Raw genomic sequence first — 14,737 nt, forward strand, 5'->3', positions numbered from 1 at the left:
GTTCAGCGTTTACGGCACAGGCTCAGCCCGTCACCCAACGGCAACAGGGACAGGTCGATCCGTGGGTCATCGCGCAGCGCCAGGTTAAGCGCCTGAATGGCTCTGGTGTCGGCGCTTTCGGGGTTTTCCTCAAGCACCCGCCCACTCCACAGGGTGTTATCGAACAGGATCAGCCCCCCTGGCGCACCAGGCGCAGGGCATGCTCTAGGTAGGCGGGGTAATTGGCCTTGTCGGCGTCGATAAACAGCAGATCGATACTGCCAGCCAAACCCTCAGCCTCTAGCTCCGCCAGGGTCTGTAGCGCAGGCGCCAAACGCTGTTCGATACGTTCACTCAGCCCCGCTTCGCGCCAGTAACGCTCGGCCGTGACGTTGTATTCGCCGGGAATATCACAGCAGATCAGCCACCCCCCTCAGGCATGGCCTGGGCCATACAGATGGCGCTGTAGCCGGTAAAGGTGCCGACCTCGACAATCCGCCGCGCCCCCGTCAGCTGCACCAGCAAGGCCATGAACTGACCCTGCTCAGGGGCAACCTGCCAACGCGCCATACTCAGCTGTGCGGTCTCCTCGCGCAGACGCCTGAGCAGCGGTGTTTCACGCAAGGAGACATCCAGCAGGTATTGATACAGGCCGGTATCGAGATTGAGCGTTCGATTGGTCATGCCTACTCCCTCTGCAAACCACAATTGTCAGGGGTTACGCGCCAACTCCGGGGTGAACACGCGCTTGGCATTCAGGTAGGTGCGCTGCCAATAGGTATTGCTCAGGCTATCCAGACGCACAGTACCGCCGCTGGAAGGCGCGTGAACAAAGCGCCCGTCACCAACATAGATGCCAGCATGACTAACCTGGCTGCCGCCATTGGTAGCGAAGAACACCAGATCACCACTTTGCAGACGGTCGCGGCCGACAGTTGGGGCGCGCATGCTGATCAGCTCGCGGGTCGAACGCGGCAGACTGATACCCGCCGCATCGCGGTAGACATAGCCAATCAGACCACTGCAATCAAAGCCGCCATCCGGGGTATTGCCGCCGTAGCGATAGGGTGTGCCGACCAGGCCAAGGGCACGAAACAGTACATCTTCAGCACTGCCGTTAAAGCTGCCGATAGGCGCATGCACAACAGGCTTGGGAGATGGAGTGGGGGCATTGCTGGCGCAGGCACTGAGCAGCGCGGCAAGCATAATCAAGCTGAGACGGGCGATAGCGGTCATGGACGAGCGATCCTGAGCCGGGATGCGCTCTACTCTGCCGGCTTGCACATCGTAGTGCAAGCTTTAGCTTTGTTTGGCAGGCTATTGAAAATTATCGAGATAGGTCTGAAGTATCAGTTAATCGAGCGACCGAACAGATTCGGTCGCCACTCACGAGACTCAAGGGTGACGTACAACCGACTCGCTTGGAGCCAGCGCCAGGGCACGTTTGGCTTCGATAAAGGTACGCGACCAGTAACGATCATCCAGGCTATCGACCCTCACGCCGCCGCTGCGGCTGCTGCTGCTGGAGTGAATAAACTGGTTATCGCCCATGTAAATACCGGCATGGCTGACGCGATTACGGCCATTGGTGCTGAAAAACAGCAGATCGCCCGGTTCCAGCTCATCACGCGATACCAGCGGTGCGTCGATATTGATCATGTCGCGGGATGAGCGCGGCAGTTTCATGCCCAGCTCTTCCTTGAACAGATAACCGATAAAACCGCTGCAGTCGAAGCCCGATTTCACCGAACTGCCGCCATAACGATAACGGGTCCCCACCAGCGACAGACCATGAGTCAGGATGCTGTCAGCCAGTTGCGGCAGTTTGTAGGATTTCTCTTCAGTGAAGTCGCCCAGAGCCGCTTCTTTGGCTTGTTCGTCAAACTCGGCAAGTTCTGTCGAGGAGAGCACCGCAGGCTGGGTTGCCAGCTCCGGCTGTGGGGCATGGTTGGCGCAGGCGGCCAAAAACAGGGAGAGTGCGATAGGCACGAGGGGTGCGAGGCGTTTGAGCATGGGCACGACCGTGTCGGTGAATTTCACAAGAGCGCGACTATGCCCTCTATGACATGCATTTGCAAATTCTATGCCTCTAAATGTGACTCAGCAGTTCTGGTAGAACATCTAACGCCCGCCCTTGTAGATGCACATCCACGCGAGAGCTCAAGTCGGTGCGCTGCGGGTTGATCTCTACCGTAAAGCCCCCCGCCTGGCGTGTACGTAGCAGCGGCTCGACGATATACGGAAAGCTCGCGCTGGTGCCGATGCTGATCACCACCTCAAAGCCTTTGCGCACTTCGGTATAGAGCGTGTCGATGGCCTTTTCGGGCAGCATTTCCTCGAACAGCACCACGGGCGGACGCAACACCCCGGCGCATTGCCGGCATTTGGGTGGCAGCGGCCGCTCGAGATGTTCTGCCAGCTCACTGTCCACAGCCCCACAGGACTGGCAATACAGCGGCGCCAACTCACCATGAATCTCGATCACCCGCTCCATCGGGCTGCCGGCTGCACGGTGGTAGCCGTCGATATTTTGGGTCAGCAGCCAACACTGCGGCTTTCTGCGCTGCAGCTCGGCAATCGCATGGTGCCCGGCATTGGCCTGGGCACCCAGGCAAGCCTTGCCCAGTTCCGCCAGGTACTTCCAGCACAACGCGGGGTCACGCTGCAGCATCGAGCCGGACAAAGCCGCTTCAATCGGCAAGCCTTCGGCGGTGTGACCGTTATACAGGCCACCGAGGCCGCGGTAAGTGGGCAAACCGGAATCGGCTGACAGCCCGGCACCGGTAATCAGCAGAATGTGTTCAGCCTGCTTGAGCTGCTCAGCGACCTGCTTGATCGCCCGTTCCATTGCCAAACCCTCAGTGGTTGACCGTATGCGCCAGCATCACCGACAGCTGACATAACGGCCGCCCGCTCTGCTCCTGCCATTGATTGAACGCCGCCTGCACGGTAGCCAGCTCCTTCAAGCTGGTCGGCGCCTTGTCGATGATCTTCTGCGCCTTCAGCGCCGCGACCATGTCATCGGTGGGGACGAAGGTGTCTTTGCCGATCATGCGCAGAAAACGCGGCGCGGACAGCCCGCCAAGCTGACTGCCGCGCTTGGCCAGGTACTTCCACAGGCCGACCACGTCGCTCACCGGCCAGTCGGCGATCAGCGCGCCAAAGCTGCCCTTCTCCTTCTGCACATCGAGGATGAACTGGGCGTTGCGCGGCACACTCTTGAGCTTACCCAAGTGACGGATGATGCGCGCATCCTGCATCAGGCTTTCCAGGCGTTCAGCCCCCATCAGCACGACTTTCTCCGGATCAAAACCGAAGAACACCTGCTCGAAGGCCGGCCACTTGGCGTCCACCAGGCTGTGCTTGAGGCCGGCGCGAAAGATCCGCAGGCTGATAATCGACAGGTAGCGATCATCACTGATCGCGCCCAGCTCATCAGCGCTGCGTGGCTGCGGCAGGATCGACTCCAGCGCAGCGACCGAGCCAAAACGGTTCAGGCAGTATTCGTTAAGCCATTTGTAATCGCGCATCAGGCAATCCTTGAGCCGAGAAACCGCGGGATCAGAGGTTCATCACATCGAGAAAGCGTGGCGTAGCGCTGTCGTCGATTTTCAGGTTCTGGAAGTCGAACAGGTTGCGGTCAGCCAGCTGCGACGGCACCACGTTCTGCAGGGCGCGGAACATGATCTCGGTGCGTCCCGGCGACTTGCGCTCCCAGTCCTGGAGCATTTCCTTGACCACCTGGCGCTGCAGGTTTTCCTGGGAGCCGCAGAGGTTGCACGGAATAATCGGGAATTCCTTGAGCTGACTGTAAGCCTCGATATCCGCCTCATTGCAGTAAGCCAGCGGGCGAATCACCACGTTGCGACCATCATCGGCGCGTAACTTGGGCGGCATGGCCTTGAGGGTGCCGCCGTAGAACATATTAAGGAAGAAGGTTTCCAGGATGTCGTCGCGGTGATGTCCCAGGGCCATCTTGGTTGCACCGATTTCATCGGCAAAGGTGTACAAGGTGCCGCGCCGCAGGCGTGAACACAGCGAACAGGTGGTCTTGCCTTCCGGGATCTTCTCCTTGACCACGGAGTAGGTGTCCTTCTCGACGATGTGATACGGCACACCGATGGACTCCAGATAGGCCGGCAGCACGTGCTCAGGGAAGCCCGGCTGTTTCTGATCCATGTTCACCGCAACAATCTCGAACTTGATCGGCGCGACCTTCTGTAAGTGCAACAGCACGTCGAGCATGGTGTAGCTGTCCTTGCCACCGGACAGGCAGACCATGACCTTGTCGCCATCCTCGATCATGTTGAAGTCGGCAACGGCTTCGCCGGCCTGACGACGCAGGCGTTTTTGCAGTTTGTTCTGATTGACCGAGAAGGTGCCCATGGTGCGCTGGAATCCGGAGGGTTACGAAAGTGCGGCATTTTACCCAGAAAGCGTGACGCGCCCTACCCCACAGTTGCGGAAATGCTAGGCTCGGCCGATGAACGACGATTTCGACCCGGGCCTCGATCTGCCCGAACAACTGCATCTGCTGCTACGCGCGACCCCTGAAGGCCTTGGCGAATACCAGCTGATCCAGCTGCTGAAAGCCCGCCAGTGCGTGCACATCCCCAATCTGCCACTGACCGACAAGCTGGTGCTGTTCCGCACCCACTTTCTGCTGTTCAACGCTCTCTACCGCCTGCGCGATCAGCTCTGGGCCAGCCAGAGCGGCTACCTGCAGATCAGCGCACTGAAAATCCAGCTACTGCCCTATCAGCCCGGCAGCAGCGAACTGAGCGAGCACGACCCACTGCGCGACTATTACCTCGACCTCAGCCTGCTCAACGACACCAACGAACAGGATGTAGCCAAATTGCTGCTGAGCTTCTGGACGCGCATGCATGGCAGCGAAGAAAAACAGGCGGCGCTGGAGTTGTTCGAGCTCGAAGGCAGCGAGCAGACGCTCAATCTCGCCACTATCAAGCACCGCTACCGGCAACTGGTGAGCCTGCATCACCCGGATCGCGGCGGTAACACAGCACGCCTGCAGTCGATCAACAAGGCCATGGAAATCCTCGAACGCTATTACGGGCGTGCTTGAGAGTCCGATTTGCTCTAATGCCCAGCCTTTGCCAATCGCGACCTCTGCCTATACTGCGACATACGGTCGCATAGGTTCGGCCTTGTACCTGATGGCGCTGCATACGCGAATCAGGCGCTGCGCTGGGGGGCGACCGCTATAAAAATAGGAGGTCTGGCATGATCCATCACGTTTGGGGGCTATTCACCCATCCTGACCAGGAATGGCAGGAAATCCGTGGCGAAGAAGAAACCATCAGCCACATGTATCTCACCCACGTACTGATTCTCGCGGCTATTCCCGCTGTTTCGGCCTATATCGGCACCACCCAGGTCGGCTGGGCAATCGGCGATCGAGCGCCGGTGATGCTGACCGAGGCCAGTGCGTTGCAAATGACCGTCATGACCTACCTGGCAATGCTTGCCGGGATCGCAGTGATGGGCGCGTTTATCCACTGGATGGCACGTACCTACGATGCCAGCCCGAACCTCACGCAATGCGTGGTATTTGCAGCTTATACCGCTACACCGCTGTTTATTGGCGGGCTGGCGGCGCTCTATCCACATCTTTGGCTGGCCATGGTGGTGGGCACGGCGGCCATCTGTTACACGGTTTATCTACTCTACGTCGGCATACCGACCTTTATGGGCATCCCCGAGGACGAAGGCTTTATGTTCTCCAGTTCGGTGCTCGCAGTAGGCTTGGTGGTGTTGGTGGCGATGATCGCCAGTTCGGTGATTCTCTGGGGCTTTGGGGTCGGCCCGGTCTACACCAGCTAGCGCGACAGCTGATGACACAAGACGAAACCACCTGCGGGTGGTTTCGTCGTTTCAGGGCTGTGATCGCTGCGTTGCTTGGGCATAATCGCTGCCCCAGCCGCGATAACCGCATGTATGCCCGAACACCTCCTGAGCCGCGTAGAACACTGCTACCAACAGGCTGAAGCCTTTTTCAAACGCCCCTTTGCCCGCGCCGAGGTGAGTTTCAAGCTGCGTGGGCAAAAGGCTGGCGTGGCGCACCTGACGGAAAACAAGCTGCGCTTCAACCCGCAGCTGTACCGGGAAAACCGCGAAGACTTCCTCAGGCAGACCGTACCCCACGAAGTGGCGCATCTGATCGCCCATCAGCTGTTCGGCCTGAAGATTCAACCCCATGGCGAGGAATGGCAGCTGATCATGCGCGGCGTCTATGAACTGCCGCCCAATCGCTGTCACAGCTATGCGGTGCAACGGCGCGCAGTTAGCCGCTATATCTACCGTTGCAGTTGCCCGCAGGGCGAGTTTCCCTTCACAACCCAGCGCCATGCACTGGTCAGCAAGGGTCGGCGCTACTACTGCAGGCGCTGCAAGGTGACCTTGAGCTATACCGGCGAACAGCGGGTCGAATAACCCGCCGGGCAATTAAAGGACATAACGCAACACCGCGACAAAGTGCATCAGACTGCCGCCCATGACGAACAGATGCCAGATGCCGTGCCAGTGACGGAAGCGGCTGTCATAGGCGAAGAAGATGATGCCCACCGTGTACAGCACCCCACCGCCGGCCAGCCAGATAAACCCGGCCATGCCCAGCGCAGCAATCAGCGGTTTGACCGCAATCAGTACGATCCAGCCCATCACCGCGTAAATCACAATCGACAGCACCCGCGCCTCGGAGCGCGGCTTGATCTCCTGCAGCATGCCAATCACGGCCAGCGTCCAGACGATGCCGAACAGCGTCCAGCCCCAGGCACCTTCGAGGGTCACTAGGCAGAACGGCGTATAGCTGCCGGCAATCAGCAGATAGATCGACAGATGATCGAGCTTGCGCATCAACACTTTCGCCCGCCCCTGCACGCTGTGGTAAAGCGTGGAGATGCTGTAGAGCAGCACCAGCGTCAAACCATAGATCGCCACGCTGATGATCTTGCGCTGCTCGCCCTCCAGGCTCGCCAGCAGCAATAGCCACACCGCCCCCGCGCAGGCCAGAAGCGCCCCGACCAGATGGGTCCAGGCATTGAAGCGTTCCCCGTGATACATGTTTTCCGTTCCCAAGCTGCCCACTGGCGCGAATGCCCCAGGCTTATGCCGGAAAAAAGCCTGTTTGACGAGCGTCACGTCACCGTCCCACACAAAGTACGGGGTCAATCACGACCTCGGCATACACTCAGGCACGCGGCAGGCTGACGCGAATCACGCAACTCTCGCCGTCATCTTCCTGCTGCACGTCGCCGCCCTGGGCGCGGGCCAAAGCCCGGGCGGCGGCGAGCGGTTTGTTGCTGGCAGGGCGCACAGGCAGCAGCAGTTTTACCTGCGCGGGGTTCTCATCAATCATCACCAGGCTCAGCTGGCTACCCACCGGGCATGCGGCATGAGCGTGCTTGAGCACGCGGTAGAGCAAGGCATGGCAAAGCCCGGGGTCGGCCATTACCGCTGTACTGCTGCCCAGCGCGGTCTCCAGCTGGATATCGACGCCGCGGTCGCCATAACGCTGGCGCAGCTCGCCGATCAGTTCACGCAGAAGCGGATTAAGCCGGATGCTTTCAGGGCACAATTCGCGCTGCCCGGCTTCGACGGATAACTGCTCACCCGCCAACTCAAGCAGCTCCTTCATCTGCTGACTGCCTTGCGTGGCCAACTGCACATGTTGCTTCTGCGCAGGATTAAGTGCGCCGCCCTGCGCAAGGCCCTGCAACGCCTCGGCGCATTGGTTGAGTGGTTGCAGCAGGTCATGACTGATCAGGTGCAGCATGTCCGCGCGCAGAGCGGCCAGCTCCAGCAACTGATCCAAGTCTGTCTGTAGCTGTCGACGATGCTCGACATAGCGCATCAGGTTGCGCACACGAATACGCAGCAGCGTCGGATCAATCGGTTTGAAGACATAGTCCACCGCGCCCAGTGACAGGCCTTGTTCACGGGAACGCTCATCGCTCAAGGCGGTGACGAAAATAATCGGGATATGCTCAGACGCATGGTGCTGACGCAGCCGGCGCGCCACTTCGAATCCGTCCATGTCGGGCATCATTACGTCCAGCAGGATCAGGTCCGGCGGGTTGTCCGAGTGGCAGATGGCGATAGCTTTTTCGCCGTTATGCGCCAGTTTCACCTTGAACTGATCGCGAAATAGCCCAGCCAATAGCTGAAGATTCTCCGGCGTGTCATCGACCACCAGAATGCTCGCGCACTCCTCGCCCTGTGGCAGGCTGGTTTGCGCGAGCAGATCATCACGTTGCAGGGAGCGCTGAATCCGCTCCAGCAGGCGCTGAGTGGTAAAAGGTTTAACCAGCAGGTCGCGGATGCCCAACTGGATAGCCCGCTGCACATCCTGACGCTGCATGGCGCTGGACATCAGCACAAAGGGAATTTCCGCCAGCGTTTCATCGCTGCGCATGCCTTCAAACAGCGCCAGGCCGGTGGGGCCCGTCAGGTTCTGCTCACTGAGCACCAGCGAAACCGACGCTTGTCGCAGCTGCTGCAAGGCACTCGCCACATCATTGGCCTGCAGCACCTGAGCAAAGCCATGGCGCTGTAATTCATCGACCAGAGCGCGAATCAGCACCGGGTCGCTATCGACAACTAACAGCGTAGTGGCATTGATTGACATGCTGCAGCACACCTCTATGCGCTGGAGTCCGGCTCATCGCTGTATTGCTGGGCGATCTGGGCAAAGGCGTCACTGATCTGCACAAAGCCATCGACGATATCCGGGTCAAAATGACTGCCACGGCCCTCGCGGATGATCTTCAGAGCCTGCTCGTGGCTAAAGGGCGGCTTGTACACCCGCCGCGAGATCAGCGCGTCATACACATCGGCCAGGGCCATCAAGCGGGCCGACAAGGGAATCGCTTCACCCACCAGGCCTTGCGGGTATCCGCTGCCGTCCCATTTCTCTTGGTGGCTGTAGGCTATTTCCTTGGCGTGACGCAAAAAGGCGATGGATTCACCCAGTTCCTGCTCCGCATGCACGATGGCATCGCGGCCCAAGGTGGTGTGGGTTTTCATGATTTCAAACTCGTCAAAATCGAGTTTGCCCGGTTTGAGCAGAATGCTGTCGGGAATGCCGACCTTGCCAATGTCATGCAGTGGCGCTGATTTGAATATCGACTGGATCGTCGCGGCGATTAGTTCGCAGGCAAAACGCGGGTGGGCCTGCAGATGCTCAGCCAGGGCCTTCACATAGAACTGGGTACGACGAATATGATTGCCCGTTTCGTTGTCACGGGTTTCCGCCAGGGAGGTAATCGCCCGAATGGTGACATCCTGAATCGTCATCACTTCACGGGTGCGCTTTTCCACTTCGCGCTCAAGGAAAGCATTCTGGTTCTGCAGAAAGTCACGGGCGAATTTGAGTTGCAGCTGCGTGTGCACACGGGCCAGAACAATCGCCGGATTGATCGGTTTGCTGATGTAATCGACGGCACCTAGGTCCAGGCCGATCTTCTCATCCTCGGCAGCGGTCATGGCGGTAAGGAAAATCACCGGAATCGCCGCAGTTCCAACATCCTGTTGCAGGCGGCGCAGCACTTCGTAGCCGTCCAGGCCGGGCATCATGATGTCGAGCAGAATCAGATCGGGCTTGGCCTCACCGCTGGCAATCTGCAGCGCACGTTCGCCGCTGGGTGCCAGCTTGACCTTGTAGTCCTCGCGTAACAAACCGCTCATCAGCGAAAGGTTATCGGGAGTGTCGTCCACCACCAGAATCGTCGGTTTTTCCCTGCCAGCCAGTAGCCTGTCCATTACCTCGCACCCTTACCCAGTGCCGGATTGTTCTGTATCGCCGCCCGCAGAACCGCCAGGGCGTCGTCGAGAATATAACTGTTGATGGCTCGCTCAATATCCGAAAATCCCGCGCCCAGCACAGCCTTGAACAAGGCCGCTTCCTGCTGGAACAACTCGATGGCATCGGCATCGTCATCACTGAGCAGGTATTCCAGGCGAGCCACCAGCTGACGTACACGTGGCCAGTCGATAGCGCCTGCTGCTGCCTCCGTGACGGCTTGCGCGGGCAATACCGCCTGTAAGCGCGCGATCAACTCAGCGCAGTTTTCGCCCAGCGTACTGAGCCGTGCATCGAACTGGCTATCCGGCGGCCCCTGCCTGAGGTGGTTTTCCAGCACGCCGGCCTGCTCGGCCAGACTATTGGCACCAATGGTCGCGGCAGTGCCCTTGAGGGTATGCAAGGCACGCAAGGCATCATCGTGCCGGCCTTCGGCAAGCAGACGCCGCGTCTGCGGGGCGGCATCCGCCTGCCCCTGAACAAATTTGCGCAGCATCGACTCATAGGCCGTGCGTTTGTTCAGCACGCGGCGCAGGCCACCCTGTACATCGACGCCAGCAATGTCGGGAAAGCCTGCTTCAGCCTGGGCCGGCATCCGAGCGGCGGGCAGCGCGTTGCCCGGGCCAGCCGCCGCTGGCAGCCATTTCAGCAGCAGCGCGAACAGCTCATCCGGGTCGATGGGTTTGGTCAGATGCGCATTCATGCCTGCCGCCAGACACTGCTCACGGTCACTGCTCATGGCGTTGGCAGTCATGGCCAGCACGGGTAGATCAGCCCAGCGCGGATTAGCACGAATCTGCCGGGTAGCGGTCAGGCCATCCATTACCGGCATCTGCATATCCATCAGCACCACTTGGTAATCGTTGCTGGCTAGCATATCCAGGGCAACCTGGCCATTCTCGGCCACGGCCACGCAGACCCCGGCGGCCTCCAGCAGGTCGCGACCGACCTGCTGGTTCAGCTCGTTATCATCCACCAGCAACACCTGCGCGCCCTGCAGCGAGCTGAGGTCCTGCACGCTGGCGTTACTGGCCGGGCGCAGGCTGGTGTCGCTGATGGTATTGCCGCCCAGGGCGCGGATCGCCGCATCGAACAGCAGCGACGGACTCACCGGTTTGACCAGCAGCAAGGCAATCCCGGCCTGCTCGGCCTCGTGGAACACTTCTTCGCGACCATAGGCTGTGACAATCACCGGCTGCGGCGCCGGTTCGAGCAGGGCCAGCTGACGACAGGTTTCCAGGCCGTTTATACCGGGCATTTTCCAATCGACAAACGCAGCTTCAAAGGGGGCTCCGGCAGCGCAGGCCTGGGCTGCAAGTTCCAGCGCCTGCTCACCGCAGTCAGCTTCCGTCACCTGAAAACTCATGGAGCGCAGCAAGCTGGCATGGATATGCAGCGCCTGTGGGTTATCGTCCACCACCAACACCCGGCGGTTACGCAAATCCGGCGAGGGTTGCAGCGACAGCACTGTTTTTGGCGCAGCGACCACGCCCAGGCGGGCGGTAAACCAGAAGGTGCTGCCCTGCCCCAACACGCTGTCGACACCGACCTCGCCATGCATCAGCTCAGCCAGCTTGCGAGAAATGGCCAGGCCCAGCCCGGTGCCGCCGTACTTGCGCGTGGTCGAGCTGTCGGCTTGCTGGAATGACTGAAACAGCCGCGCCTGCTGCTCGGGCGAGAGGCCGATACCGGAGTCCTCGACCTCAAAACGCACCCGGACGCCCTTGGCATCCTGCGCCAACAGGCGTGCGCGAATCACCACACCGCCGTGCTCGGTAAACTTGACCGCATTGTTGGCGTAGTTGATCAACACCTGGCCCAGGCGCAGGGGATCACCGATAAAACTCTCGGGCAGCTGTGGATCAATGTCGAAAATCAGCTCCAGATCCTTGGCGGCGCATTTTTCACCGATCAAGCTGGCCATATTTTCCAGCACGGCCTGCAGCTCAAACGGCACCGACTCGACATCCAGTTTGCCGGCCTCGATCTTGCTCAAGTCGAGGATGTCATTGATCAACCCCAGCAGATGCTGGCCTGAGCGCTGAATCTTCTCTACATAGTCGCGCTGCTTGGCGGTCAGGTCGCTACTGAGGACCAAGTGGCTCATGCCAATGACCGCATTCATCGGCGTACGAATCTCATGGCTCATATTGGCCAGGAAGTCCGACTTCAACTGCGACGCGCTCTCGGCCTTGGCGCGGGCGATCTGCAGTTCCTCTTCATGCTCACGCAGCGTCTGGTTGGCCTCGGCCAGCTCCTGGGTGCGCTGCTGCACGCGGCCTTCCAATACCTCTTCATTTTCCTGCAGGGCTTCCACCAACTTGCCTTGCGCCGCCAGCAGCTCACGCTGGGCTTGCACGCGCTGGCGCGATTGACGCAGCATGGCGAGGCCGAACATCAGGGTGAGAAAACCTTGAAACAGGGTCAACGCAGTGGTGACCACAACCTGAGAGCGCAGCTCGGCGTTACGCCCATCGACAGTACGCGCCGCCAGCTGGGCCGAGGTGTAGCCAAGCTCCTGCACATCATCCTGCAGCAGCTGCAACTGCTCCCGCAGCGAGGCGGCATCCAGCGGTCTGGCATGTCTGGCGAAATTTTCAAGGGCAGCGTCGGCTGCCTCGATAAAGCGCTCCAGGTTCTGCAGAGTTTGCTGGTAAATCGCCTCATCGCCCATCAGAAGCCGCGCCGACTGGGTTTTGATGGTGCTGACACGACTGACGAAGATGTCGTAACGCAGCTGCAGCTCATCAATGCCAATGCTGCCCAGCTCATCGGCCGCCTGATTACGGTGCGACCTCACGGGATCGAGGATGTAAGTGTGCAGCGCATGGTCAAAGCGCTGGTACTCGGTACTCAGCTGGGCAAAGGCCCACAACGCGTTGTCGTCACCACTGCGCATAACCTCGCTGAGGTTGCGGTACTGATGAGCGAGAATCGCCCCGATTGCCAAGTACAGCAGCACCAGGCTGATGATCAACAGCCACAGCAGGCGGAACTGGCGCATGGTTATTTGATCTTCAGGGCGCGCAGTTGCCAGGCCGAGCGATTGTAGAAAGTCGCGGCCTGCAGCTCGGCTTTGCTATCGAACGGGTAAACCAGAAACAACGGGCCCTTTTCACGCACCGGCATGGGTTGGTCATTCATCAGAATGGCCACAATCAGGTCGTATTTGACGGCGTCGTTGAAGGGGATTTCGGTGCGGTAATCATTCAGGGCAATCGCGGTAATGCCCTCGCCTTTGGCCCCGGCTGCGGCCAGCACATCACGCAGCAAGGGCCCCGTGAACTTCAGCGGCTCGGCATACCAGGGCGTTTGCGTGGTGAAACTGTGCTGCGGCAGGGCTTGCAGCATCGGCATATCGAAAACAGCCTGCTGCTGCATATTCGGCTGTGTCACCAGCCCGAAGATACGCAGCACGGCGGGACCGATGGGCTTTTCGAGCGCCAGGCTGAGGCCCGAGAACAGTAGCAATGCGCTCAGCGCAAAAGCTCGCAAGTGATAGTGGCTGGTAGACACAGGCATTCCCCTCAACATCCATTATTCGGAGATATCACGACAAATAGCGGCACTGTCCATGACAACCATCCGCGCAGAGCAGCGAATGATTCTCGAAGCGTAGAACAGTTGCTCGCCACAAGTCGTGTTTGTGCCGATTAATGCCTGAGTTTGAGAGGCAACGCCAGCCTTAATACTGATGCCGTTAGGCCACCACCTTGGCCGCCTTGAGTTGGGCAATCTGCTCAGCGCTGTAGCCCAGTTCTGCCAGCACCTCGCTGGTATGTGCACCCAGGGTTGCGCCGATATGCCGAGGTTCGGGCAAACCGCTGGAGAATTTGATCGGGCAGGCAATCTGTGCCTGCGGGCAACTGCCCGCGCGTGGCACCTCGGTGACCAGGCCACGAGCCTTGATCTGCGGGTGTTCGACCGCCTCGCTAAGGTTGAGCAGCGGTTCCACGCAGGCATCCAGCCCGGCGAACACCTGGCCCCACTCGGAGAAATCGCGTTTTTCGAACTCGATTTCGATCTCGCGCTTGAGCGCTTGCTGATCTTCAGGCTTCTGCGACAGCCCCCGCGCAGCCAGCTCCGGACGGCCGATGGCGGCGCAGAACTGCTGCATAAACTGCGGCTCCAGGCTGCCGACCGAGAACCAGCGGCCGTCGCGGGTGCGGTAGTAGTCGTAGAAGCTGCCGCCATTCAGCGCCTGGTTTTCCATCGCCGGCTCCACCCCTGCGGCCAAATAGCCCGCGCCGGCCATACCGTGCAGGCTGAAGACGCAGTCAGTCATGCTGATATCCACCTGCTGGCCCAGCCCCGTGGCCTGGCGCTGGATCACTGCGGCGAGCAGGCCGATTACCCCGTGCAGCGAGCCACCCGCGATATCCGCCGCCTGAATACCCAGTGGCAACGGCCCGCTGTCGCGGCGCCCGGTGTAGCTGGCGATACCGGCCAGAGCCAGGTAGTTGATGTCGTGGCCGGCGCGGTCCTTGTACGGGCCGCTCTGGCCGTAGCCGGTGACCGATACATAAATCAGCTTCGGGTTGATTGCCTTAAGCGCCTCGTAGCCCACGCCGAGCTTGTCCATAACACCGGGACGAAACTGCTCCAGCACGATGTCGTACTCGGCCACCAGCTGCTTGACCATCTCCACCGCTTCAGGCTTTTTCAGATCCAGAGCGATGCAGCGCTTGTTGCGATTGAGGTACGCATGGCTGGCCGATACGCCGCCGTCATGCGGCGGCAGCACACGCACCAGATCCATTCGGCTGGGCGATTCCACGCGCAGTACCTCAGCGCCCATATCAGCCAGCAGCAAAGAGGCAAACGGCCCCGGCAGCAGAGTGGAGAAATCCAGCACTTTCAGTGACGACAGCGGGCCTGACATAACAGCTCCTTGGGGTAATCGTTAACACCGATGGGTATCGCTGCGCTCAACCTCTG

At 59.9% G+C, this 14,737-nt stretch carries 14 protein-coding genes and 1 pseudogene; 3 read left to right on the forward strand and 12 right to left on the reverse strand.

Annotated elements, in window-relative coordinates; translation table 11 throughout:
- Positions 1 to 2 precede the first annotated feature (2 nt).
- The 6 genes and pseudogenes from BLW24_RS22075 to ttcA form a co-directional block, all read right to left on the reverse strand.
- Positions 3 to 663: pseudogene (locus BLW24_RS22075) on the reverse strand (O-methyltransferase).
- A gap of 27 nt (positions 664 to 690) precedes the next feature.
- Positions 691 to 1,215: a C40 family peptidase gene (locus tag BLW24_RS22080; RefSeq protein WP_090386939.1), complete on the reverse strand. Its 525-nt coding sequence runs from the start codon at positions 1,213 to 1,215 to the stop codon at positions 691 to 693.
- Positions 1,216 to 1,374: 159 nt separating this feature from the next.
- A complete protein-coding gene (locus tag BLW24_RS22085; protein ID WP_090387843.1) occupies positions 1,375 to 1,992 on the reverse strand; it encodes a C40 family peptidase in 618 nt (205 codons plus the stop codon).
- A gap of 76 nt (positions 1,993 to 2,068) precedes the next feature.
- Complete coding sequence (locus BLW24_RS22090) at positions 2,069 to 2,827, reverse strand: NAD-dependent deacylase (RefSeq protein ID WP_090386941.1); 759 nt, start codon at positions 2,825 to 2,827, stop codon at positions 2,069 to 2,071.
- A gap of 10 nt (positions 2,828 to 2,837) precedes the next feature.
- On the reverse strand, positions 2,838 to 3,509 hold the full coding sequence (locus BLW24_RS22095; protein ID WP_090386943.1) for a DNA-3-methyladenine glycosylase I: 672 nt from the start codon (positions 3,507 to 3,509) through the stop codon (positions 2,838 to 2,840).
- 31 nt (positions 3,510 to 3,540) lie between these two features.
- Positions 3,541 to 4,365 carry a tRNA 2-thiocytidine(32) synthetase TtcA gene (ttcA, locus tag BLW24_RS22100; protein ID WP_090386945.1) on the reverse strand — a complete coding sequence of 275 codons (825 nt, stop codon included), beginning with the start codon at positions 4,363 to 4,365 and terminating at the stop codon, positions 3,541 to 3,543.
- Positions 4,366 to 4,462: 97 nt separating this feature from the next.
- Here ttcA and BLW24_RS22105 point away from each other — a divergent pair, with 97 nt between their 5' ends.
- The 3 genes from BLW24_RS22105 (at position 4,463) to BLW24_RS22115 (ending at position 6,432) form a co-directional block, all read left to right on the forward strand.
- Positions 4,463 to 5,065: a DNA-J related domain-containing protein gene (locus tag BLW24_RS22105; protein WP_090386947.1), complete on the forward strand. Its 603-nt coding sequence runs from the start codon at positions 4,463 to 4,465 to the stop codon at positions 5,063 to 5,065.
- A gap of 158 nt (positions 5,066 to 5,223) precedes the next feature.
- On the forward strand, positions 5,224 to 5,823 hold the full coding sequence (locus BLW24_RS22110; RefSeq protein WP_090253063.1) for a Yip1 family protein: 600 nt from the start codon (positions 5,224 to 5,226) through the stop codon (positions 5,821 to 5,823).
- Positions 5,824 to 5,937: 114 nt separating this feature from the next.
- Positions 5,938 to 6,432: a SprT family zinc-dependent metalloprotease gene (locus BLW24_RS22115; RefSeq protein WP_090386949.1), complete on the forward strand. Its 495-nt coding sequence runs from the start codon at positions 5,938 to 5,940 to the stop codon at positions 6,430 to 6,432.
- 12 nt (positions 6,433 to 6,444) lie between these two features.
- On the opposite strand, the gene trhA is transcribed toward BLW24_RS22115, so the two are convergent.
- The 6 genes from trhA to BLW24_RS22145 all read right to left on the reverse strand — a co-directional run bounded on the left by trhA (position 6,445) and on the right by BLW24_RS22145 (position 14,681).
- Positions 6,445 to 7,062, reverse strand: coding sequence for a PAQR family membrane homeostasis protein TrhA (gene trhA / locus BLW24_RS22120; protein ID WP_090386951.1), 618 nt, complete (start codon positions 7,060 to 7,062; stop codon positions 6,445 to 6,447).
- 127 nt (positions 7,063 to 7,189) lie between these two features.
- On the reverse strand, positions 7,190 to 8,626 hold the full coding sequence (locus BLW24_RS22125; RefSeq protein ID WP_090386953.1) for an ATP-binding response regulator: 1,437 nt from the start codon (positions 8,624 to 8,626) through the stop codon (positions 7,190 to 7,192).
- A gap of 14 nt (positions 8,627 to 8,640) precedes the next feature.
- Complete coding sequence (locus BLW24_RS22130) at positions 8,641 to 9,759, reverse strand: response regulator (RefSeq protein ID WP_090386955.1); 1,119 nt, start codon at positions 9,757 to 9,759, stop codon at positions 8,641 to 8,643.
- Positions 9,759 to 12,803, reverse strand: a complete 3,045-nt coding sequence (locus BLW24_RS22135; RefSeq protein ID WP_090386957.1) for a hybrid sensor histidine kinase/response regulator — start codon at positions 12,801 to 12,803, stop codon at positions 9,759 to 9,761. The genes BLW24_RS22130 and BLW24_RS22135 overlap by 1 nt, the downstream gene beginning before the upstream one ends.
- Before the next feature lie 2 nt (positions 12,804 to 12,805).
- Positions 12,806 to 13,315 carry a putative pterin-binding protein gene (locus BLW24_RS22140; protein WP_208600206.1) on the reverse strand — a complete coding sequence of 170 codons (510 nt, stop codon included), beginning with the start codon at positions 13,313 to 13,315 and terminating at the stop codon, positions 12,806 to 12,808.
- A gap of 184 nt (positions 13,316 to 13,499) precedes the next feature.
- Entirely contained in the window at positions 13,500 to 14,681 is a 1,182-nt protein-coding gene (locus BLW24_RS22145) for a CaiB/BaiF CoA transferase family protein (protein ID WP_090386961.1), read from the reverse strand.
- Positions 14,682 to 14,737 lie beyond the last annotated feature (56 nt).

Origin of the sequence: Pseudomonas anguilliseptica (genome assembly GCF_900105355.1) — a bacterium.
Taxonomy (GTDB): Bacteria; Pseudomonadota; Gammaproteobacteria; order Pseudomonadales; family Pseudomonadaceae; genus Aquipseudomonas; species Aquipseudomonas anguilliseptica.